General features: G+C 70.6%; 19 protein-coding genes. 5 read left to right on the top strand and 14 right to left on the bottom strand.

Annotation, left to right across the window (positions count from 1 at the left end):
• Nucleotides 1-13 precede the first annotated feature (13 nt).
• A complete protein-coding gene (locus CP978_RS02620) occupies nucleotides 14-967 on the top strand; it encodes an alpha/beta hydrolase (RefSeq protein WP_043437196.1) in 954 nt (317 codons plus the stop codon).
• Nucleotides 968-1,238: 271 nt separating this feature from the next.
• On the opposite strand, the gene CP978_RS02615 is transcribed toward CP978_RS02620, so the two are convergent.
• Entirely contained in the window at nucleotides 1,239-1,865 is a 627-nt protein-coding gene (locus CP978_RS02615) for a nucleotidyltransferase family protein (protein ID WP_043447979.1), read from the bottom strand.
• A gap of 272 nt (nucleotides 1,866-2,137) precedes the next feature.
• Between CP978_RS02615 and CP978_RS02610 the strand changes: the two genes are divergently transcribed.
• Nucleotides 2,138-2,731, top strand: coding sequence for a helix-turn-helix domain-containing protein (locus CP978_RS02610; protein WP_043437195.1), 594 nt, complete (start codon nucleotides 2,138-2,140; stop codon nucleotides 2,729-2,731).
• A 12-nt stretch (nucleotides 2,732-2,743) separates the two neighbouring features.
• Here CP978_RS02610 and CP978_RS02605 read toward each other — a convergent pair whose 3' ends face one another.
• Nucleotides 2,744-3,769 (bottom strand): SMP-30/gluconolactonase/LRE family protein, encoded by a 1,026-nt coding sequence (locus CP978_RS02605; protein WP_043437193.1) that lies wholly within the window; start codon nucleotides 3,767-3,769, stop codon nucleotides 2,744-2,746.
• 173 nt (nucleotides 3,770-3,942) lie between these two features.
• On the opposite strand from CP978_RS02605, the gene CP978_RS02600 reads away from it, so the two are divergent.
• The gene (locus tag CP978_RS02600) at nucleotides 3,943-5,748 is read left to right on the top strand and encodes a flavin-containing monooxygenase (RefSeq protein WP_043437192.1); all 1,806 of its coding nucleotides are present in this window, start codon (nucleotides 3,943-3,945) and stop codon (nucleotides 5,746-5,748) included.
• Nucleotides 5,749-5,913: 165 nt separating this feature from the next.
• Here CP978_RS02600 and CP978_RS02595 read toward each other — a convergent pair whose 3' ends face one another.
• The 7 genes from CP978_RS02595 to CP978_RS02565 all read right to left on the bottom strand — a co-directional run bounded on the left by CP978_RS02595 (nucleotide 5,914) and on the right by CP978_RS02565 (nucleotide 11,151).
• Nucleotides 5,914-6,135, bottom strand: a complete 222-nt coding sequence (locus tag CP978_RS02595) for a hypothetical protein (protein ID WP_227745299.1) — start codon at nucleotides 6,133-6,135, stop codon at nucleotides 5,914-5,916.
• Between the two features lie 180 nt (nucleotides 6,136-6,315).
• A complete protein-coding gene (locus CP978_RS02590; protein WP_043437187.1) occupies nucleotides 6,316-6,615 on the bottom strand; it encodes a hypothetical protein in 300 nt (99 codons plus the stop codon).
• Nucleotides 6,616-6,707: 92 nt separating this feature from the next.
• The gene (locus CP978_RS02585; RefSeq protein ID WP_043437185.1) at nucleotides 6,708-7,310 is read right to left on the bottom strand and encodes a hypothetical protein; all 603 of its coding nucleotides are present in this window, start codon (nucleotides 7,308-7,310) and stop codon (nucleotides 6,708-6,710) included.
• Entirely contained in the window at nucleotides 7,307-8,653 is a 1,347-nt protein-coding gene (locus CP978_RS02580) for a DUF58 domain-containing protein (RefSeq protein ID WP_052453959.1), read from the bottom strand. Before CP978_RS02580 ends, CP978_RS02585 begins: the two co-directional genes overlap by 4 nt.
• Nucleotides 8,650-9,657 (bottom strand): AAA family ATPase, encoded by a 1,008-nt coding sequence (locus CP978_RS02575; protein WP_052453958.1) that lies wholly within the window; start codon nucleotides 9,655-9,657, stop codon nucleotides 8,650-8,652. Before CP978_RS02575 ends, CP978_RS02580 begins: the two co-directional genes overlap by 4 nt.
• 64 nt (nucleotides 9,658-9,721) lie before the next feature.
• Nucleotides 9,722-10,258, bottom strand: a complete 537-nt coding sequence (locus tag CP978_RS02570) for a hypothetical protein (protein ID WP_043437183.1) — start codon at nucleotides 10,256-10,258, stop codon at nucleotides 9,722-9,724.
• Nucleotides 10,255-11,151 (bottom strand): DUF4129 domain-containing protein, encoded by an 897-nt coding sequence (locus CP978_RS02565; RefSeq protein ID WP_227745298.1) that lies wholly within the window; start codon nucleotides 11,149-11,151, stop codon nucleotides 10,255-10,257. Before CP978_RS02565 ends, CP978_RS02570 begins: the two co-directional genes overlap by 4 nt.
• 386 nt (nucleotides 11,152-11,537) lie before the next feature.
• On the opposite strand from CP978_RS02565, the gene CP978_RS02560 reads away from it, so the two are divergent.
• Together CP978_RS02560 and CP978_RS02555 are read left to right on the top strand one after the other, a co-directional pair.
• Nucleotides 11,538-13,097: an AMP-binding protein gene (locus tag CP978_RS02560; protein ID WP_043437179.1), complete on the top strand. Its 1,560-nt coding sequence runs from the start codon at nucleotides 11,538-11,540 to the stop codon at nucleotides 13,095-13,097.
• A 155-nt stretch (nucleotides 13,098-13,252) separates the two neighbouring features.
• Nucleotides 13,253-13,633, top strand: coding sequence for a VOC family protein (locus CP978_RS02555; protein WP_043437177.1), 381 nt, complete (start codon nucleotides 13,253-13,255; stop codon nucleotides 13,631-13,633).
• 85 nt (nucleotides 13,634-13,718) lie between these two features.
• Here the strand turns inward: CP978_RS02555 and CP978_RS02550 are convergent, their stop codons facing one another.
• From CP978_RS02550 to CP978_RS02530, 5 genes are all read right to left on the bottom strand, one after another.
• The gene (locus tag CP978_RS02550; protein WP_043437175.1) at nucleotides 13,719-14,789 is read right to left on the bottom strand and encodes a glycoside hydrolase family 43 protein; all 1,071 of its coding nucleotides are present in this window, start codon (nucleotides 14,787-14,789) and stop codon (nucleotides 13,719-13,721) included.
• 59 nt (nucleotides 14,790-14,848) lie between these two features.
• Nucleotides 14,849-16,330, bottom strand: a complete 1,482-nt coding sequence (locus CP978_RS02545; RefSeq protein WP_043437173.1) for a glycoside hydrolase family 76 protein — start codon at nucleotides 16,328-16,330, stop codon at nucleotides 14,849-14,851.
• A 135-nt stretch (nucleotides 16,331-16,465) separates the two neighbouring features.
• Complete coding sequence (locus CP978_RS02540) at nucleotides 16,466-17,269, bottom strand: SDR family oxidoreductase (RefSeq protein WP_043437172.1); 804 nt, start codon at nucleotides 17,267-17,269, stop codon at nucleotides 16,466-16,468.
• Between the two features lie 125 nt (nucleotides 17,270-17,394).
• Nucleotides 17,395-18,030: a response regulator gene (locus CP978_RS02535; RefSeq protein WP_043437171.1), complete on the bottom strand. Its 636-nt coding sequence runs from the start codon at nucleotides 18,028-18,030 to the stop codon at nucleotides 17,395-17,397.
• Entirely contained in the window at nucleotides 18,027-19,247 is a 1,221-nt protein-coding gene (locus CP978_RS02530; RefSeq protein ID WP_043437169.1) for a sensor histidine kinase, read from the bottom strand. The genes CP978_RS02535 and CP978_RS02530 overlap by 4 nt, the downstream gene beginning before the upstream one ends.
• Nucleotides 19,248-19,271: the final 24 nt, after the last annotated feature.

Here is a 19,271-nt window from a genome sequence, read left to right as displayed (position 1 = left end):
TGGAAACGACCGTATGAGCACCACATCTCCTCAGCCCTCCCGCTACGCCCTCGACCCCGAACTCGCCGACGCCTTCAGCGCACCCCGCCCGGCCGTCGCCCGCGGGGACTGGGCAAAGCTGCGTGAACTCGGCACAGCGGGCCAGGCGTACATGGCCACCCTGGACCCGGCCTCCACCGGCGTCACCCGCACCCGCCACAGCACCCCCGCCGCCGACGGCGCCGCACTCGAACTGCGCTGGTACCGCCCCCGTGAGGCCACCCCCGGCCCGGCCGTGCTCTATGTGCACGGCGGGGGCATGATCCTCGGCAGCCTGGACGCCTACGACCGACTGCTCGGCTGGTACGCCGAGCAGTCCCGGGTGCCCTTTCTCTCCGTCGGCTACCGGCCCGCACCCGAGTCCACCGGCACCGCACTGGCCGAAGACGTCTACACCGGACTGCGCTGGCTGAACCAGCACGCCCCCGAACTGGACGTCGACCCCCATCGGATCGCCGTCATGGCCGACAGCGGGGGCGGCGCCCCGGCCGCGGGCGCCACCCTGCTCGCCCGCGAACGGAAGCTGCCCATCGCCCGGCAGATCCTCATCTATCCGATGCTCGACGACCGCACCGTGAACCCCGACCCGGCGCTCGACGCGGTCGCGCCCTGGAAGTACGACAACAACGCGACCGCCTGGGGCGCCGTCCTCGGCGACCGAGCCGGGACCGACCGGGTCTCACCCGTCGAGGCACCCGCCCGGCTCACCGACGCGACGGCCCTCCCGGCCGCCTACCTCGAGACCGGCGATCTGGACATCTTCCGCACGGAAGTCATCCGCTACGCTGCCACGCTCGCCGCCGCGGGAGTACCGGTCGAACTCCATGTCCACCCCGGCGCGCCCCATGGCTTCGACCGCCTCGCCCCCGACGCCGCGGTGACCCGCCGCGCCCACCGGGACCGGCTCCGGGTGATCGCCACGCTGTAGCCGCCGCTGCCACCATCCGCGGCGGGCCTGGCGCGGATGGTGGCGGGGCCAAGCAGACCCAGGCAGGTCGGCTGCACCTGGTGCGGCTGCCGTTGTACCGGCGAGCTGCGAACGCGATGAATTGCATCTGACGCAACACTGCCGCACTGTTCACTCTCGCGACCGAACTCCCCGCCGTCATCCTCGCCCGGACACTCGGTGTCCACATCAAGGTCGCCGTCCAGTGGCAGCAGGCATCCACCGGGGGGCTGGGCCGCCTACGCCGCCGACGTCAGTCGACGGACGAGGCCGACATGACACCAGAGGAGGGCCAGTCCAGAACAGTCAACTCAGGCCACTGCTCTCGCCACCGCGCTGCCTTGGCCTCATAAACTGCCCGCGGAGCCAGCACCGGGTTCGGCCGAACGACCAGGTTGAACACGTCCGAAAGACCATGCGGCGCATACACGCGCCACCGGCCGTCAGTCTCCAACCGGACTCCCAGACAGCACGTCGTCGCAGCGAAACTGTCGATCGCCGCCTCAGTGGAGTCATATGGCGGACACGCCACTGCGAACTTGTCCTCATACCAGAGGTGAACCCGGGCCTCGTTCCGGATCTCAACCTCTGCCGGGAGGTCGGCGAAGACCTCCTTGCCGGTCTTGATCACGACATCTTCTGCTTCCCAGGACAGATCGTTGGCATCGAAGTAGAAGACGTCGTAGTCCTTGATGCCGCTGGTCGGTGGTCTGTCCGTGGCCACGTTCCACACGGTCTGAAACAGGCATCCAGCGGTCACATACCACCCAGGCAGACCCAACGTGGCAGTCCGCGCCAGCACCTCCGTCAACACGTCGTTACGCGATAGCACCACATGCAGGGACTCGAGCTGCTCGTCGAGAGGGAGTCGGCTGATCACCATCCCTGCCTACCACAACTCGCCCAGGGCCACGGCCGATCCACTTCGCGCAACCCCTCCCTGCTGTTTCGACGACTTCGTCGATCCCACCGAAAAACTCAGGCGTCACGAGCAAAACCAGCTGGGAGGCTGTTTTCATGATGGACAAAGCGTGTCCGACGCAACACCGCGCAGGCGCAGGAGACTTCGGTGTCCGCTGATCGCTGCCCCGGAAAGGCGGCCGTGTCCTCCTCGAGGACGACCGGGCTGCACCGGCCCGTTATCATCCCGGGATGACGCAGCAACCCCTCCCGGCCGAGCGGCGGCGCCCGAACGAGGGGCCGAAGGCTGCCGCCCGCAATCGGGCCGCCCTCATCGCTGCCGCTCGGGAGATCTACGCGGAGTCGGGCCTGCAGGCTCCGCTGTCCGCGATCGCACGCCGGGCCGGCGTCGGTCAGGGCGTCCTGTACCGGCACTTCCCCGACCGGGCGGCCGTGGCGATCGCCGTACTGGAGGAGAACGTCCGGCAGATCGAACAGGCGGCGGCTGCGGACGGCGCGGACATCGCTCAGATGCTCGGTGTGCTGACCTGGCACCAGACGGAGTCGACCGCTTTCGTCAGTGTTCTGCACACCGACGGTGCGGGCGGTCGCTCCGGCACCCCCGCCTATGCCTCGGCCCTGTCCCGCCGGGTCGAGCAGGCCTTGCGGAGACATCTGCCGGACGGGCATCGGCTGGCTGCCCGGCCCGAGGATCTCATGATCGCCGTAGGCATGGTCTCCGGTGCCGCTCTCGGCCCCACCCGGGAGCAGCGGGAGCGCCGGGCGCTGGCGGCTTGGCGGCTGCTGGGTGTCGAGGTGGGACCGGTGCGGCCCTTCGAAGGGTGAACGGAGGCGGTGTCAACCGCCGTTGGACTGCCGAATCCCCTTCGCCAGGGCGTCGAAGGTGTACAGATAGCCGCCCGCAGGCCCGCTGACGGTCATATAGGCCTGGGTGCCGCCGGGAGTGATGGCCACATTGGTCGCCGATGTGAGTCCTTCCGCGGCACGGGCGGGCACCTCGACGGTCGCCAGGCGCTCACCGTTCTTGCTGTACACCGCCATCGCGGGCCGGCCGTGCAGGGCCTGGTAGAGGTTCCCGCGCGCGTCCACGGCGATCGAGTCGGTCTGCGCGATCCCGCCGTCGACCCGGATGGCGATATGCCGGGAGACCGCTCGGCCCTTGCCGTCGAGGAGGAGATAGGAGATGCGGTTCTGCGTCAGCTCGCTGAACCACAGGCCCCGGTAGTCCACGTCGAACGAGATGCCGTTCGGCGCCGCCAGTCCGTCCGCCAGGACGGTGGCGTCCTTCCCGTCGCGGTCGATGCGCACCACACGGCCCTTCGCCACGCCCTCGGACATACCGCGTGAGTCGCTGATGTAGAGGTTGCCCTCCTGGTCGAAGGCGAGGTCGTCGGGGTTCATCGGCGCTCCGTCGACCTCGCCGGAGAAGAAGGTCCGTGGATCGCTGCCGTCCGGGGCCAGACTCACGATGTCCCCGTGGGAGAAGTCGGTCAGATAGACACGCCCGTCGTGCGGGCTGAACTGGGCCGAGGTGTAGGTGCCGCGGTCGTCGGTGTGAAACTCCCGCGAGGTCTTCCTGCGGATGTCGACGCGCAGCACCTTCGGCTCGCCGGCGGGCGCGGTGACGTCGACGACGAGCAGTTTGCCGTCCTCGTCGAAGACCGGCCCCTCCAGCAGGGTCATCCCGGTCTTCGGGTGCACCGTGGTCAGTTGCATCACCTGCCGCGCGCGGATGGTCCTCTCCCCGCCGGCGCCGGCTGCCGTGTCCACGGCGGAACCCACGGTCTTCGCACCGCACCCGGTGAGGGCCAGCAGGCCGATCGCGGTGAGCCCGGCGAGGGAACGGATCGGGAGTCGTCGCATCAAGTCACTCTTCCTGTCCGAAGGTGTGCGGACGGAAACCCCGCACCAACCGGACAGCGTTGTCCGGTCCTTGTTACCGTAGTGCATGCCTGCTCAAATCCGTTGCCTCCCTGGGCAGTTCACGGACGAGACGGCCCCTTTGCAGCGAACCGGAAGGAACAAGGTCCCCCCACATGGCGAATTCACAGGAGTGGTCGGTCGAGGCGCTCGCCGACCTGCGGGAGCGTTACCGGGCCGAACGGGAGCGGCGGGTACGGCCCGACGGCGTCCGGCAGTATCTCGCCGCCGCGGAGTTCGGTTACTACGCCGATGACCCGTACGCAGGAGAGACGGCCGAACGCGAGCCGCTGCGGGACAGGGTGGACGTCGCGGTCGTCGGCGGAGGCTTCGGCGGCATCCTCGCCGGGGCACGGCTGCGCCGGCAGGGGGTCGAGCGCGTCCGCGTCATCGAGACGGGCGGCGACTTCGGAGGGACCTGGTACTGGAACCGCTACCCCGGCATCCACTGCGACATCGAGTCGCACGTATATCTGCCGATGCTCGACGAAACGGGGTACGTCCCGGAGTGGAAGTACGCTCCCGGTGAGGAGATCCGCCGCCACGCGGTACGGATCGCGGAGCAGTTCGACCTTTACCGGGACGCCCTGTTCTCCACCGCGGTCACGGCTCTGACCTGGGACGACGCCACCGAGACATGGATCGTCACGACCGACCGGGGCGACGAGTTCCGGGCGACGTACGTCGTCACGGCCACCGGAACCCTGTCCGAACTGAAGCTCCCCGGCATCCCCGGTATCGAGAGCTTCAAGGGCCACACCTTCCACACCTCACGCTGGGACTACGCCTACACCGGCGGCACCCCGGACGGCGGTCTCGCCCGCCTCGCGGACAAACGCGTGGGCGTCGTGGGCACCGGCGCCACCGGCATCCAGGTCGTCCCGAAGCTCGCCGAGGGCGCCCAGCACCTCTATGTCTTTCAGCGCACCCCCTCCACCGTGGATGTGCGAGCCAACCGGCGCACCACCGCGCAGGACGTCGGCGCCGACCACGACGGCTGGGCGCGCGAGCGCCGCGACAACTTCCTGCGCATCGTCTCCGGCGAAGCCGCCGAGGCCGACCTCGTGGCCGACCAGTGGACCCGGTCGGCCGGCCTCCTGGAGAAGCTCCTGCCGAGCTTCCGCCGACACGGCGACCGGGCGGCCTTCGAAGCGGCCTACGAGGCCGCGGACGCCGCCAAGATGAACGACATCCGCGCCCGGGTCGAGCAGATCGTCACCGACCCGGGGACGGCGGAGAAGCTCAAGCCCTGGTACCGGTACGCCTGCAAGCGCCCCACCTTCTCCGATCTGTACCTCCAGGCGTTCAACCGCGACAACGTCACCCTGGTCGACACCGCGGACTCCCACGGCATCGAGCGGGTGACCGAGCGCGGTGTCGTCGTCGGCGACACCGAGTACGAACTCGACTGCCTGGTCTTCGCCACCGGCTTCTCCGTGGGCGCGTCCGGCATCCACTCGGGCAGACTGCCCGTCCACGGCCGGAACGGCGTCCAACTCCAGGACGTGTGGCGGAAACGGGGGCCGCGCACCCTGCACGGTCTCACCAGCAACGGCTTCCCGAACCTGATCCAGCTGGGCGGCGTCCAGAGCACCAGCAGCGTCAATTACACGCATGTACTGGACGAGCACGCCGTCCACGCGGCGGCCCTGATCGCCGCCGCCGAGGCCGAGGGCGCCCTGGTCGAGCCGTCCTGCGAGGCCGAGGACGCCTGGGTCACCGCCCTGGCCGAGGGCGCGGCCGACCATGAGTGGTTCCACGCCGAGTGCACCCCCGGCTACTACAACGCCGAGGGACGCGGCCGTCCGAACGGTCCGACCGCCTACCCCCACGGTGCGTTCGCCTTCCACGACCTGCTGAGGAAGTGGCGGGCGGCGTCCCTGGGCGAGATCCTCCACACCAGGACCGTCGCCCTCGACTAGTGGTAGTGCCCCGGCAGGCGACGTTCGCCCCGTCACGACGTCGGCATGCCCCCTGCTCGACTGCGCTCGCGCGGGGGCCCCACGACGCCGCTCCTTGACGGGCGACGTTGCCTGCCGCGGCGCCAGGGGACATCCTCGCCTTCCCCCTGCCCGCGCTGTTTCCGCTCAGGATCCGTCCCATATCCCCAGACGCTTGAGCCTGCGCTGCCGGAGCCGCTCCGACGCTGCCACGAGGCCGAAGACGAGTCCCATGACCAGCCCGCCGATCACGGGGAACAGGAGATTGTCAGGCTCCTCCTCGTCCGACACCAGCCAGAAGAAGAAGGTGAAGAAGAGCGTGGGAGGCAGGGCCGTGTACAGACCGGCCTTGATCGGGTGCCGGCCCACCCACTTCTGGAACCGAGTCGGACGCCGTTGCCCGCCCAGAACCCGATCCAGAGCCCAGAACGCACGCGCCAGAGACCGCCACCATTTCCCCACGGCAGAAGGATAGGGCAGCCGATCTGCTGTTCGAACCGGTGCACAGACGCCACCGTTCGAAGCGAACGAGGCCGCGCAGCCGGGCCATCAGCCGAACGGCTGGGCCATGGGCTTCGCGTCGGAGTCGTAGACCAGTTCAGCAAGCTGGATGAGGAAGCCGTATTTCGCCAGACGCCCCTGGATGCGAAGGAAGTATGACCGGCTGGAGCATATGAAGATCTCTCGACGGCGCACCTTCCACAAGCTGTCCTCATAGGTGTTCACCGCATACCGGAGAGCCGCCTCCGCTTCTTCCGCGCTGCCTTCGAACTCCGCAATGGTCCGCGCGTCACAATTCAGCTCTCCGACACCTTCGACAGGCACGGCCAGCACGATCCACCGGGGCATCCCGCGACCAGTTCCTTCCCCCTCGGCGCCGCTCTGCCGCGACACGCACAGGTCAGTGTGACAGGCGAGAAGTGAGGCTGGACCGCCACCACTCAGCCGGGCGGGCGGCGGCGGGTGTGCAGCGCCAGTACCAGGCAAGCGGTGGTCGCGATGATGGCGAGTGCGGCGGGCAGCCGTGCATAGGAGGTACCCGCGACCGGCGCCTGGGCGGCCAACAGCACCACCGCCGTCGCGGCGGCGGCCGCCAGTGCGGGGGTCGCCCGCGGCTGGCCGGTCGGGGCGGTGACACCGGCTGTCCATGTGTCGGTGACGAGCAGATAGGCGAGCAGCAGGGCGGCGATGCAGACGACCAGCCAGACCGCGGGTCCGGTGGCCGCCGCGACCGCGATCGCCGCGGCAGGCAGCACGGTCGTCCTGCGGCGGGCCGCGACGGTCCGCCAGCGCATGGAGGTCTGGACGGGGCGCGCGTCGACCATCGGAGCGGCCCACCACGCGGCCGCCGCCGCCCCGAGCATCAGCACCCTGACCGGCGGCGGTGCGTGCAGGACGGCCGGCGGATTGCAGGCGGCGACCGCGAGGGCCGTTCCCAGCAGTCGGTCGGTGATGCGCGAGGTGAGCCGTGCCATGAGCCGGCCGGCTCGGCTGTCGTCGGCGCGCGGGCCCGGCCGGGCGAACCGGGCGGAGGCGTCGGTCATCGGGCCCCTCCGTGGATGCGGGTGCGCAGCAGTGGCGCAAGGGCGAGGTCGAGGGTCTCGCCGGGCCGGTGGGCCACGACCGCGATGCCGCGTTCCACGAGGGCGAAGCGCATGGCGTCGCGGTCGGCCCGCCACAGCCGCAGCGCGAGTCCGCTCTCGGTGTCGCCGGGTTCCACGATCGGGTCGCCGGTGGGGATCTCGACCACGATCATCGGGTTGGCCCGCCCGCGCACCTGGTGCAGGACGTCGAAGATCCGCTGGTCGGTCAGCGGTGTGATGACATACACCAGCGCGCCTTCGGGCAACGCGGGCGGTGGGAGCCGGCTGAGGCCCGCCGTGCGGTACGCGCGGTCCTTGCGGCACTCGAGCACGCTCTCGACGATGCGGTAGAAGTACCCCTGGCCGCTGCCCGGTTGCAGCCAGCGGGTGGCGCCACCGACCGACACCACGCCGACCCGGTCGTGGGTGCGCAGATAGGCGCGGACCAGCCCGGCAGCGGCCCGGAAGGTCTCGTCGAGCGAGGACGCGCCGGTGACCGGATCGACCACGTCGGTGAGCACGTCCAGCAGCACCACGGTGTCGGCGGTGCGCTCCGCGGCGAACTGGTGGACCTGCAGGGTGCCGCGGCGGGTGGTGGCCGGCCAGTGGATCCGGCGCTGCCGTTCGCCGCGCACATACGGGTGCACGCCGGTGACCTCGACGCCCTCGCCGCGCTGCACGGCGGTGTGCTCGCCGAGCCGCTGCGGCAGCCGGACCGGGATGGGCGTGAGGCCGGCGTGTTCGGGCACCGGGAAGACGGCGATCTCGCCGAGTTCGGCCCGCACACTGAGGCGCGCCAGGCCGCCGCGGTCGTAGAGGTCGACGTCGACCGTGCCGAGCGTCCAGCGGCCCCAGCGCTGCGCGGTCAGGACGAGATCGACGCGGTGCGGGCCGACCGCGAGGTGGTCGAGCCGGACCCCGTGACCGAGAGTGACGCCGGGGTCCAGGCGGCCGGCCTCACCGTCGTAGGCCACCGCGATCCGCACCGTCACCTGCTCGCCCTCGAAGCACCGCCGCGGCGCCACCTCGACCTCGGCCGTCACCGCGTCCGGGCGCCGCCCGCTCGGCAGGGCGAGGGCGAGCAGCACCAGGGGCCCGGCGGCGAGAGCAAGCACCCAGGGCCGCCCGGTGACCAGCGCGGCGGACAGCGCGACAACGGCCAATGTGCCCAGCCGCAACGCGCGTTCACCGGGGCGCCAGCCGGGCGGGGGCGGCGGCGGGGGTTCGGCGGTCACCTCCTGGCGGCCGTCCAGGGCCCGTCGGACGGCGGCGGCCGCTCTGGAGGCCGGCACGGGCTTCGTCATGATGCGACCGGCGTGCGCGGCAGGGTCTGCGGGGCGGGCACGGACTGCGTGATCTCGCGGATCACGTCGTCGCCGTCGATCTGCCGGACCCACAGCTCCGGCTTGAGGGTGACACGGTGTGCGAGGGCCGGCACCGCCACGGACTTGACGTCCTCCGGGGTCGCATAGTCCCGCAGGTCAAGGACGGCACGGGCACGGGCGAGCTGCACCAGGGCCAGGCCGCCGCGCGGCGAGGCACCGACCTGGATGTGCGGGTGGGACCGGGTGGCGCCGACCAGCGCGACGACATACTCCAGCAGGTCGTCGTCCACCTCGACGCGTTCGACGGCGGCCCGCATGGCCAGCACCTCGCCCGGCCCGCTGAGCGTGCGCAGCACCGCCTCGGGCGCTGCCCGATCGACCCGCGCGCGCAGCAGGCCGGCCTCCTGGGACGCCGTCAGATAGCCCATCCGCACCCGCAGCAGGAACCGGTCGAGCTGGGCCTCCGGCAGGGTGTATGTGCCCTCGTACTCGATGGGGTTGGCGGTGGCGACGACCACGAAGGGCTCCGGCAGCGACCGGGTGCTTCCGTCGATGGACACCTGGGACTCGGCCATCGCCTCCAGCAGCGCGGCCTGGGTCTTGGGCGGGGTGCGGTTGATCTCGTCGGCGAGCAGCAGATGGGTGAAGACCGGTCCGGGCCGGAAGACCATGTCGGCGGTCCGCTGGTCGTAGAACGGGGCGCCGGTGACATCGGAGGGCAGCAGATCGGGGGTGAACTGGATGCGGCGGAAGTCCAGGCCGAGGGTGGTGGCGAAGGAGCGGGCCAGCAGCGTCTTCCCGAGACCCGGCAGATCCTCGATGAGGACATGGCCACCGGCGAGGATGCCGAGCATGACCAGCTCCAGTGGTTCCGGCTTGCCGACCACCGCCGTGCGGATCTCGTCGAGCACGGCCGCGGCCCGTTCGCCCGCCTGTCGCGGCGTCAGGGTGTCGTGGTCCGGGGTGGGCTGCGGGCTGGTCACGGTCGGATCCTCACGGGGTGGGGTCGGAATGTGCGGGCCGCGGGGTCGGCCGCGGCGCCACCGGTCACAGCGCTTCCAGGCGATCGAGCAGGGAGCGCAGGACGGGCTCGGGGAGAGTGGGCCCCGGAGCGGTCGCCTCCGGATCGATCCACGGCCATAGCTCGGCGCCGACCAATGCCTGGGCCCGCTGCGGGTCGCGGTACATCGCCACGCCGTGCCGTTCGGCCAGCCGGGCGGCGAACAGCCGCTGCAACTGCGGCCGCATGACGGTGCGGAGGTGCGCCTCGCCGTCGTCCCCGAGGGTGCCGGCCACGATGCGATGCCACTCACCGAGCGCCGGGGCCCGGCCGGCCAGCAGGCGCACCGGCCTGCGGTGTCCGCTGTCCTGGGCGGCACCGCCCGCGGCATAGCGCCCCAGGGCCAGCGCGACAGCGGTGATCAGGGCGAGGCCGGTGGCGGCCGCGGCGACACCGTCGGCCAGGGCGAGCAGCACTTCGGACGCGACGGCGACGGTGCCCAGTACGGCCAGCGAGTGCCGTACCGAACCGGGTGCCCGCAGCACGGAGTTGACCGAGTTCCGGATCCATGTGGGCGCCCTCACGTGGCATCCGCCACGGCTTCGGGACCATGCGCCCCCGAGCGCAGGCCGTGAGCGATCTCGTCGAGCGCGGCCGCTGCCCGGTCACGGTGGCCGCCGTCCATCGGGTGCGTGGAGTAACGGGCCTCGCGGAACAGGGCGGTGAGTTCGGCGGCGGCCGCCCGCGCGGGCAGGCCACCGGCGACGGCCCGCTCCAGCAGGTCCTGCGGGCTGTCCGAGGCGCGCCGGGCCACACCGGAGTCGGCGAGCGACTCCTCCATCGCGGCGTAGCAGGCGATGACGGCTGCGCGGGTGTCGGTTCCGTCCAGCAGGGCGCGTTGCCCGGAGTCCACGGCCTGGGCCAGGCGTTCCTGCTCGTCGTCGAGCGTCGCGTACGTCGCCGTGACCTCGGGTGCCGTCGGCCGGGTCAGATATCGCCACAGGTACAGCCCGGCGAGCACGACGGTCACGGCGAGCAGGGCGATGCCGAGACCGAGCAGAATGCGCGTCAGCCCGAAGTGCACGTTGTGGCCGCTGTGTTCGAAACCCGGTGTGGGCGGCGAGGTGAACCCCTGGCCCTGCTGTGCGGGGGGAAGCCGGAAGGGCCCGTCGCCGTCCCCGTCGTGGCTGCCGGACGAACCGAACCGGTGCAGGAACAGGATGAGCAGCGGGACGATCAGCGATGCGGCCAGCAGGAATCGGCCCATGCTGTCCACCAACCGCTGTTCCACCGGGTTGAGTTCCTGGCGGGCGCCGACCTGCTCCAGGTACTTCCCGCGCAGTGCGATGCCGCCGAGGAGTGACAGCAGGGCGAGGCCGACCACCAGGACGGGGTTGCCGCCGAGCGGCCCGCGGCCCTTGACGAACAGATCCGTGCCGGGGTGCAGCAGCAGTGCTCCCAGGGCGGCTCCACCCACGACCAGAACGCTCAACGAGGCCTGTGCGGCGCCGATCCTGCCGTGTCGCCGTCGCCCACCCGCCGTGCGCTCCCGCCCCACCACCGCCCCCTCCCAGCGACCGGCAGCTTCGCACACCCGTCTTCGGCGATCAAGAAGATCAAAACGCAACCCCACGGACGATCCGGATCCGAACTGCTCCGCAAGATGATTTTCCGTCAGCGACCCTTCTTTCCTCGTCACAGGCTCGAATGATGCATTCATGCTGGTCGTGTGACCGAGTGGTGAAAACGAGTCTCTGTCGCTCCCCGGTGAACTTTTTGCCGCCACCGCATCGTTGATGATGGGTGATCGGAAAGCGCCCGGGGGCGTACCCCGGGAGGCACACTCAGGCACGAAGAAGGATCATGAACACGGTCACTGCCAGCGACAACTACACCGTCTCGGTCTTGCAACGGCTCTCGGAGAGAGGCGATCGTGACGCGATCGTCGCGGGGGAGCGGCGGATCAGCGGTGCCGAGGCCGTCAGCACGGCCCTGCGCTTCGCCGCGGCTTTACGGGGCAGCGGTCTGGTGGAGGGAGACGGAGTAGCGCTGTTCGTGGAGAACACCCCGGAAGCGCTGCTGTTCCAGCTGGCCATTCATTTCTCGGGCTGTCGACTGGTCTTCGTCCCGCCGGAGCCCGGCAACGGCGAACTGGAAGCCTTGATCCAGCGCGCTGACGTCAAGATGCTCCTGTTCGACCCGGTCTTCGAGGAGCGGACCCGGCGGATCACCGGCCGGATCGACATTCCGCATGTTCTCAGCATCGGCGCATGCTCGAGTGCGTCCGACTTCCTGGCGGCAGCGTCCAGCATCGCCGGCTGCTCGCTCGGTGAGGCCGCCGACGGCCGCCATATCGCGACGCTTCTCTACACGGGCGGTACCACCGGACTGCCCAAGCTGGTCGTCCACCGCAACGGCTACTACGGCCTCTACGCACAGGCCGCGACCGCGTACGCCGCCGATGCCTCGGCCGACGACGCGTTGCTGATATGCACGCTGGTGACACACACCAGCGGCCATGGCGCCTTCCTGGTGGGCGTACTGAGCGGCCATACCGTCGTGCTGCTGAGGACGTTCGACGCCGGCGCGGCCCTGGCCGCGATGGAGAGCGAGCGTGTCACCAGGATGATGGTGGTGACACCCATGCTGTACGAGCTGCTCGACCACCCGGACTGCCGCGCCGGGCGATTCCCGGCGCTGTCGACCCTCCACTACACCGGGGCGGCCGCTTCCCCCGCACGTCTGAGGCAGGCGATCGAACGCTTCGGTCCGGTACTGCACCAGATCTATGGAGCGTCCGAGAACGGGCTTGTCAGCGAGCTGACCCCGCAGGAGCACGATCTCCGACGGCCCGAGTCCCTGACCAGCTGCGGGCGTCCAGGGCCCGGAGTCGAGGTGGAGCTGCGGAACGACGAGGGCAAGCCGGTGGCCCGAGGAGAGGTCGGCGAGCTGTATGTGCGCAGCCGTACGGTCATGGAGGGCTACTGGAACGACCCGGAACGTACCGCGGAGGTGCTCGACGCGGAGGGCTGGTTCCGCAGTGGAGACCTCGGGCGCCAGGACGAGGACGGCTATCTGTACCTGGTCGACCGGGCGCGGGACATCATCGTGACGGGCAGTACCGCCGACAACGTCTATTCCCGGCTGCTCGACGACTTCCTCACCGCACAGCCCGCCGTCAAGGAGGCCGCGGCCATCGGTCTGCCCGGCGACGACGACAAGGAGGCCGTGCATGTCGTCCTGGTGCCCGATGACCCTGCCGACGCCCCGGACCTCTCCGAGCTGACGCGCGAGATCGTCGACGCCCTCGGAGACCTCTATGCGCCCGCCTCCTACTCGATCACCGACTCCCTCCCCCGGACGACCGTGGGCAAGACCGACAAGAAGGCCCTCCGCGCGACCCTGCTGAAGACCCGCGCGTAGCCCCCCGACGGCCTCGCCCGAAGCCGCCGTCGCCGGGCCCCCGCGCCGGGCGACGGCAGCTTCGGGCACGGGGCTCGGTGCCCGTGAACAGACTGATCGCGGAGTAGTTTGTTCATGGACACCGAGCCGGGCTCCACCACCTTGGGATCGTGCGCATGAGCGATATCTATCCGTTCCTGGCGGTCGACGATGTCGACGCCGCCGTCGAGTTCTACGCGCAGGCGTTCGGCGCCATCGAGGAGGGCGAGCGCGTGCGTGCTCCTGACGGGCCGCAGGTGGCAGTCCTCTCCATCGCAGGCAATCGCCTCGGCGTGGCGACCGAGGCGCCGGAGCTCGGCACCCCGAGCCCGCAGACGCTGGGAGCGACGACGGTACGGATCTCCCTCGACGTCGATGATCCCGACACGGTCGCCGCGCAGGCGGTCGCCGCCGGCGCGCGCGAGATGTTCCCGGTCGCCGACCAGCCGTACGGGATGCGCCAGGGCCGTGTGGTCGACCCGTTCGGCCACCACTGGCTCATCGGCCGCCACCTCTGAGCGGTCACCCGCCGGGCGACCATGGCTGCGGTGGGCGGCGCGCTGATCTGCAGGCGACGCCCGAAGCCGTTCCGGCAGGGGTTTTCTACTCGAAGAACTTCAGGCCCCATCCGGTGTCGGTGTTCGGCCCGGGGACGTTGGCCCGGCTGTAGGTGACGCCGCCCCACCAGCAGAAGGTGCCCGTGTACCAGTAGCGGTTGTCCCACGTGTACGGCGTTCCCTTCGGGACCGCGTGAAACATCAGGGGGAACGTCGGGCCTGCGGGCGGGCTGGTGGCGATGTCGCCGTCGAGCAGGACGAAACTGTGGTGTCCTGGGCCGTTGACGTACAGGGTGGGGTCCCAGCCGGGCATCATCGTCGCGGCGTCGGAGCCGAACAGGCAGCCGTTCGACTTGTACCAGTCCCATACGTAGGTGGGGTCACCGCCGGACCGCAGCCTCAGGTCGGCCAGACAGTACCGGTCGCTCCAACTGCCGTTGGCGGAGTACACGATGTGCAACCGGCCGTCGGGATCCTTGATGGCTTCCGGGCCCTCGTTGATGAACGGGTTGCCGACCACCCGCTCCCAGCTCTCCCGCGGCTGCGAGATGATGTACCGCGCCCCGGTCGGCGTGGTCGGGCTGCTCATCCGGGCGATGTAGAGGTTCTGCTCGACATCGGTGTCGCCCTCCCATCCCGACCAGACGAACCAGCGCTGCCCGGAGAAGGTGAACATGGTCCCGTCGATCGCCCATTTGTCGTCCGGCAGGGCGAGTTGCGTCTCGGCCGTGTACCCGCTGTCCGGGGAGGCGGAGCTGATGACGAACATCCGGTGGTTCGCTCCGACCCCGGCCGTGAAGTAGATGTAGTAGCGGCCACCGTCCCTCACCAGCTCCGGAGCCCAGACCTCTCCGCGGCCACGGGTGTCCGACCAGACCTGCCGGGCGGGCGCCGCCGCGAGCGTGTCCGTCGACGCGGCCTGCCGGACGGCGATGCCCGCGCCGGTCGACTGCACGGATACATAGGTGCTTCCGACACGGATCACACTCGGGTCCGCCGCACGCAGCGCCGTCTGGCTCGCCCGGGCCGGCCCGACGGAGGTCAGTGAGATCGCGGCAGCCAGGACCGCGGCCAGGGCGAAGACCACGGCGCTGTACAGACCTCGGAGAGCCTTCATGCTCCTCTTCCCCTGCTCGGCCTCAGCCTCGGCTTCGGAGTGGACCCGGTACGAGCGGTCTACGGCGCCGCGTCGAGCAGGTCGAGGGCGCTCTGCTGGCGTGCCGCGTCCAGCTTGTCGACCGGTCCCGACCAGCGCAGTCCGTACTGGTCGAGGGCGTTCCGGTCGCTCGTGTGGGCTCGGTCCGCCTGGCGTCGCAGATAGGTGGTGTACGGATGGTCCGGCAGCGCCGCGTTGAGCTTGCCCAGACCGCGCACATGGGCCCCCTTGAAGGACGGCCCGTCGCCGCCGCAGTCGCCGCTCTCGCACGGGTCCCGCAGGATGCCGTCGGCGGTGTGCAGGGAGGAGTTCGTGGTCGCGGCGTCGGCGATCTGCCGAGCGCGGGTGAGCAGCGCACCGTCGCCCGTCGCCCGGTTCAGCTCGGTGAGCGCACCGAGCAGCACACCCTGGTTGTACGACCACACGGGCTGGCCGTTGTTGCGGCAGGTGGACAGGTCTATGCCGTCGTTGACCAGGTTGGAGCCGTTGATCATGCCGGTGCCCTGGAACCAGGACCAGCCGGCGCGGGCCCGGTCGAGATAGGTGGTGTCACCCGGGACGCGATTGTGCAGGGCGGCGCTGAGCTGGATGTAGAGGGAGTTGGCGATGGCGTTCTTGTATGTCTTCGCCGTACTCCACCACACTCCGCCGCCACAGGTGCCGTCCCAGTAGGCGGCCATATGGTCGGCGTCGGCGCGGGCGGTGTTCAGGTAGCGGCTGTCACCGGTCAGGTCGTACGCGGCGATCCACGCGAGCCCCCACCAGCCGGTGTCGTCGATGTACTCGTTGCGGAACTGCCCGCCCTGTGCGTTCAGATTCCGGTCGTATGTGCGGGAGATCGCGTACGAGTAACTGCCCATCCCTGACACACGGATGTTGTCGATGACGGCGGTCAGGGCGTTCGCGGAGTTCCACCAGCCGGTGGTGTCGAACAAGCCGGTCGAGTTGTTGTAGAAGGCCATCAGACCGGTGGCCGCCGCGGTACGCCGGTCGCCGGCGTTCCATGTGACGCGGGCCCATGCCGTGCAGGCGATCTCGGCGCGGTCACCGGCCTTGCCGCAGGCGCGCAGCGCACCGACGCCCTGATTGTTCCAGTCGTCGACGTTGTACATGAGGGTGCGCCAGCCCCGTTGCCCGGAAGGGACGGTGGTGTCACCGAGCTTGCTGCCGGAACTCCAGGTGCGGCCGCCGTCGAAGGAGCGGTCGAGCCAGACCTCGTCGCCCGGGTCGCCGTTGTCGATGGACGCCCAGCCCATCGCGTCGTTGTCGTCGAGGTGGAGGGCGATCGACCGCCCGTAGAGGGCCGCGGTGACCGGGACGCGGTCGCCGGGGGAGAGGGCGGGATCACGCGCGTCGCAGTATCTGTTGCAGACGGTCGCGGTGACAGCGGTGCCTGCGGCGGACGCCGACTGCGGGGCGAGGCCTGCGAGAAGCGCGAGGGCGAACGCCGCCGCCCCGCCGGCGAGAAGCCTCGCCCTTCGGGACCTTCGTACTGGAGTCATGGGGCCTCCGCGTCGACGCAAGGTGTGAGAGCGCTCTCAGAAACTAGTGAAGCGGAGCGGGGGCGTCAATGGGTTTGTCATGTACGGGAGTTGAGGATCGGGCGTGCGGTGTTCGAGTGCCGGACTTCCGGGTGCCTATGCGAGGCCACCGTTGCTCATCAGCAGCTGACCGTTGATCCACCCGCCTTCCTTGGAACACAGGAAGGCCACCAGATGCGCGGTGTCCTGCGGAGTGCCCAGCCGGCCGAGCGGGGTGCTGCGGACGCAGTGCTCACGGACCTCTTCGAGCATCCAGCCGGTGTCGACCGGCCCGGGATTGATCACGTTGGCGGTCACGCCGAGGTGGGCGAGTTCATGGGCGGCGGCCAGTGTGATGCGGTCCAGAGCCCCCTTGCTCGCCCCGTAGGGCAGGTTGCCGACGGTGTGATCACTCGTGAGGCTGACGATCCGACCGGTTCCCCGTTCTGCGGCGAAGCGGCGTCCGAACTCGCGGATGAGCAGCCAGGTGGCGCGCGCGTTGACGGCGAAGTGCCGGTCGAAACTCTCGACGGTGGTGTCGAGCAGCCCGGAGTCGACGGACTCGCAGTGGCTCATCACCAGCGCGGTGACCCTGCCCATCCGCTGTCCGACCTCGTCGAAGACGCGTGCCGGGGTGTCCGGGTCGGCGAGATCCGCCTCGATCGCGATGGTGGACGCACCGTGCTCGGCCAGAGCTCGGCCGATCGCTTCGGTCGCGCCGGGCTCACTGCCCCAGCTCATACGGTCGTCGTAGGGGGTCCAGTAGGTGAAGGCGATGTCCCAGCCCGCTGCGGCCAGCCGACCAGCGATGCCGGCACCGATGCCGACGGTGCGGCCCACCCCGGTGATCAGCGCGAGCGGGCGGCCAGCCGGAGAACCCGGTCCGCAGGCGGGCTGGTCATGATCGGCGTTCGTCGTCACGGTCCGGAATGGTCCACCAACGGCACCGCAGCGTCAATCGTTTTCCTACGACGCCGCGGCAGACGACAGCGACAGGCGGCACATGCTGCCCAGCCCGGAGGAACAGCGATCACACGAGTGTCCGGTCAGCGGCGGATGAGGCCGAGTTCGGTGGCGGTGGCGACGGCGGCGGTGCGGGAGTCGACGTCGAGTTTGACGTAGATGCGGGCCAGATGGGACTTGACCGTTCCTTCGGTCAGATGGAGGCGGTTGCCGACGGCCTGGTTGGACAGGCCCTCGGCGACCAGGGCGAGCACCTCGGTCTCGCGCCGGGTCAGGGAGGTGCCAGGGGTGCGCAGCCGGTTCATCAGTCGGTCCGCGACGGTGGGTGCCAGTGTGGTGCGGCCTGCCGCAGCGGTGCGTACCGCGGTGGCCAGGTCTTCGGGCGGGGCGTCCTTGAGGAGGTAGCCGGTGGCGCCGGCCTCGATGGCCGGGAGGGTGTCGGCGTCGGTGTCGTAGGTGGTGACGATCAGTACGCGGGGGGCGTGCGATCGGGCGGTGATCCGGGCGGTGGCTTCGGCGCCGCCCATGCCCTTGCCGAACTGGAGGTCCATGAGGACGACGTCGATGTCGCCTTCGGCGGCGCGGGTGACGGCGTCCTCGGCGGTGGCGGCTTCGGCCACGACGACGAGGCCGGGCTCGGTTTCCAGTACGGCGCGCAGTCCGGCCCGTACGACGGGGTGGTCGTCGGCCAGGAGCAGACGGATGGGGGCGTCGGTCACGGGCGGGCCTCGGGCTCGGTCTCGGCGGGCGGGATGAGGGGAATCCGGGCTGCCAGGGCGGCGCCCTGGCCGGGGGCGGATGTGACGAAGAGGGTGCCGCCGAGGGCACGCATGCGGGCACGCATGGCGGGCAGCCCGAACCCGCCGGTCTCGGGGCCGGGGGCGGGCAGGCGGTCAGGGTCGAAGCCGCGTCCGTCGTCGACGACGTCGAGGGTGACCTGGTCGCCGAGGTAGCCGAGTGTGACCTCGGCGGTGGTGGCCTCGGCATGGCGGACGGTGTTCGCCAGGGCGGACTGGGCGATGCGCAGCAGCGCGACCTCGTGCGTGGTCGCAAGCGGTGCGGGGTCGCCGGTGAGGTGGAAGCGTGCGGTGAGCCGGTGCCGGGCGGACGTGGTGGCGCACAGGCGTTCCAGGGCGTCGGCCAGGGTGGTGCCTTCCAGGGCGGGTGGAGTGAGGGCGGCGACGAAGCGGCGGGCCTCGGCGAGGTCGTCGACGGCGGCCTGCCGTGCCTGGTCGACATAGCGGGCCGCGTTCTCCGGGGCGTGGGGCAGAGATCGTTCGGCGGCGCGCAGCAGCAGCTGGATGCTGGACAGCCCCTGGGCGAGGGTGTCGTGGATCTCGCGGGCCAGGCGTTCGCGTTCGGCCAGCACCCCGGCGGTGTGCTGGGCGGCGGCCAGGTCGGCACGGGCGGCGGTGAGTTCCTCGATCAGTCTGCGGCGGTGTTCGCTTTCCCGGTACAGGGCCTGGTAGCCCCACACCACCGCGACCGCCACGGCGGCCCCGAGCGCGGGGCCGATGGCCATGGCGGGGCTGAAGGAGTGCTGGTGGGCGGCGAAACCGGCGATGGCCGCCGCTGCGGTGGCGGCCACGGCGGCCAGGCCGACGCGGCGGGGCAGCAGGTGGAGCTGGAGGAAGTACAGCGGGAAGGCCACCCAGACGGCGTCGGGGGACAGGGCCAGCAGTACCAGCCACACGGCCCCCACGGCGGCCAGCCACCAGGCGGCGGCAGGCCGGGAGGAGCGGATGCGGGGGAGGAGCGGTCCGGCTGCGTACACCAGTCCGCACGCCGTCGCCACCGCGACGATCACCCCGGCATCGGGCCGGCCGGCGGTCAGGGCACGGCCGGCAGCCAGGGCGAGCAGACCGATGACCAGCAGGTGCAGGCACCAGGCAAGGGCCCGGGTGGTGGGGGTCAGAACGGGGGCAGCGGTGTTCACAGTGCCTCCCAGGCTACGGAGGCA

The sequence above is a fragment of the Streptomyces nodosus genome (genome assembly GCF_008704995.1).
GTDB lineage: Bacteria > Actinomycetota > Actinomycetes > Streptomycetales > Streptomycetaceae > Streptomyces > Streptomyces nodosus.
This window is presented reverse-complemented; position numbering and strand designations above follow the sequence as displayed.

Excerpts from the sequence above, each read along its gene's own strand:
- CP978_RS02620 (WP_043437196.1), top strand. The coding sequence starts at position 14 with ATGAGCACCACATCTCCTCAGCCCTCCCGCTACGCCCTCGACCCCGAA.
- CP978_RS02610 (WP_043437195.1), top strand. The coding sequence starts at position 2,138 with ATGACGCAGCAACCCCTCCCGGCCGAGCGGCGGCGCCCGAACGAGGGG.
- CP978_RS02605 (WP_043437193.1), bottom strand. The coding sequence starts at position 3,769 with ATGCGACGACTCCCGATCCGTTCCCTCGCCGGGCTCACCGCGATCGGC.
- CP978_RS02600 (WP_043437192.1), top strand. The coding sequence starts at position 3,943 with ATGGCGAATTCACAGGAGTGGTCGGTCGAGGCGCTCGCCGACCTGCGG.
- CP978_RS02590 (WP_043437187.1), bottom strand. The coding sequence starts at position 6,615 with ATGCCCCGGTGGATCGTGCTGGCCGTGCCTGTCGAAGGTGTCGGAGAG.
- CP978_RS02585 (WP_043437185.1), bottom strand. The coding sequence starts at position 7,310 with ATGACCGACGCCTCCGCCCGGTTCGCCCGGCCGGGCCCGCGCGCCGAC.
- CP978_RS02580 (WP_052453959.1), bottom strand. The coding sequence starts at position 8,653 with ATGACGAAGCCCGTGCCGGCCTCCAGAGCGGCCGCCGCCGTCCGACGG.
- CP978_RS02560 (WP_043437179.1), top strand. The coding sequence starts at position 11,538 with ATGAACACGGTCACTGCCAGCGACAACTACACCGTCTCGGTCTTGCAA.
- CP978_RS02555 (WP_043437177.1), top strand. The coding sequence starts at position 13,253 with ATGAGCGATATCTATCCGTTCCTGGCGGTCGACGATGTCGACGCCGCC.
- CP978_RS02550 (WP_043437175.1), bottom strand. The coding sequence starts at position 14,789 with ATGAAGGCTCTCCGAGGTCTGTACAGCGCCGTGGTCTTCGCCCTGGCC.
- CP978_RS02545 (WP_043437173.1), bottom strand. The coding sequence starts at position 16,330 with ATGACTCCAGTACGAAGGTCCCGAAGGGCGAGGCTTCTCGCCGGCGGG.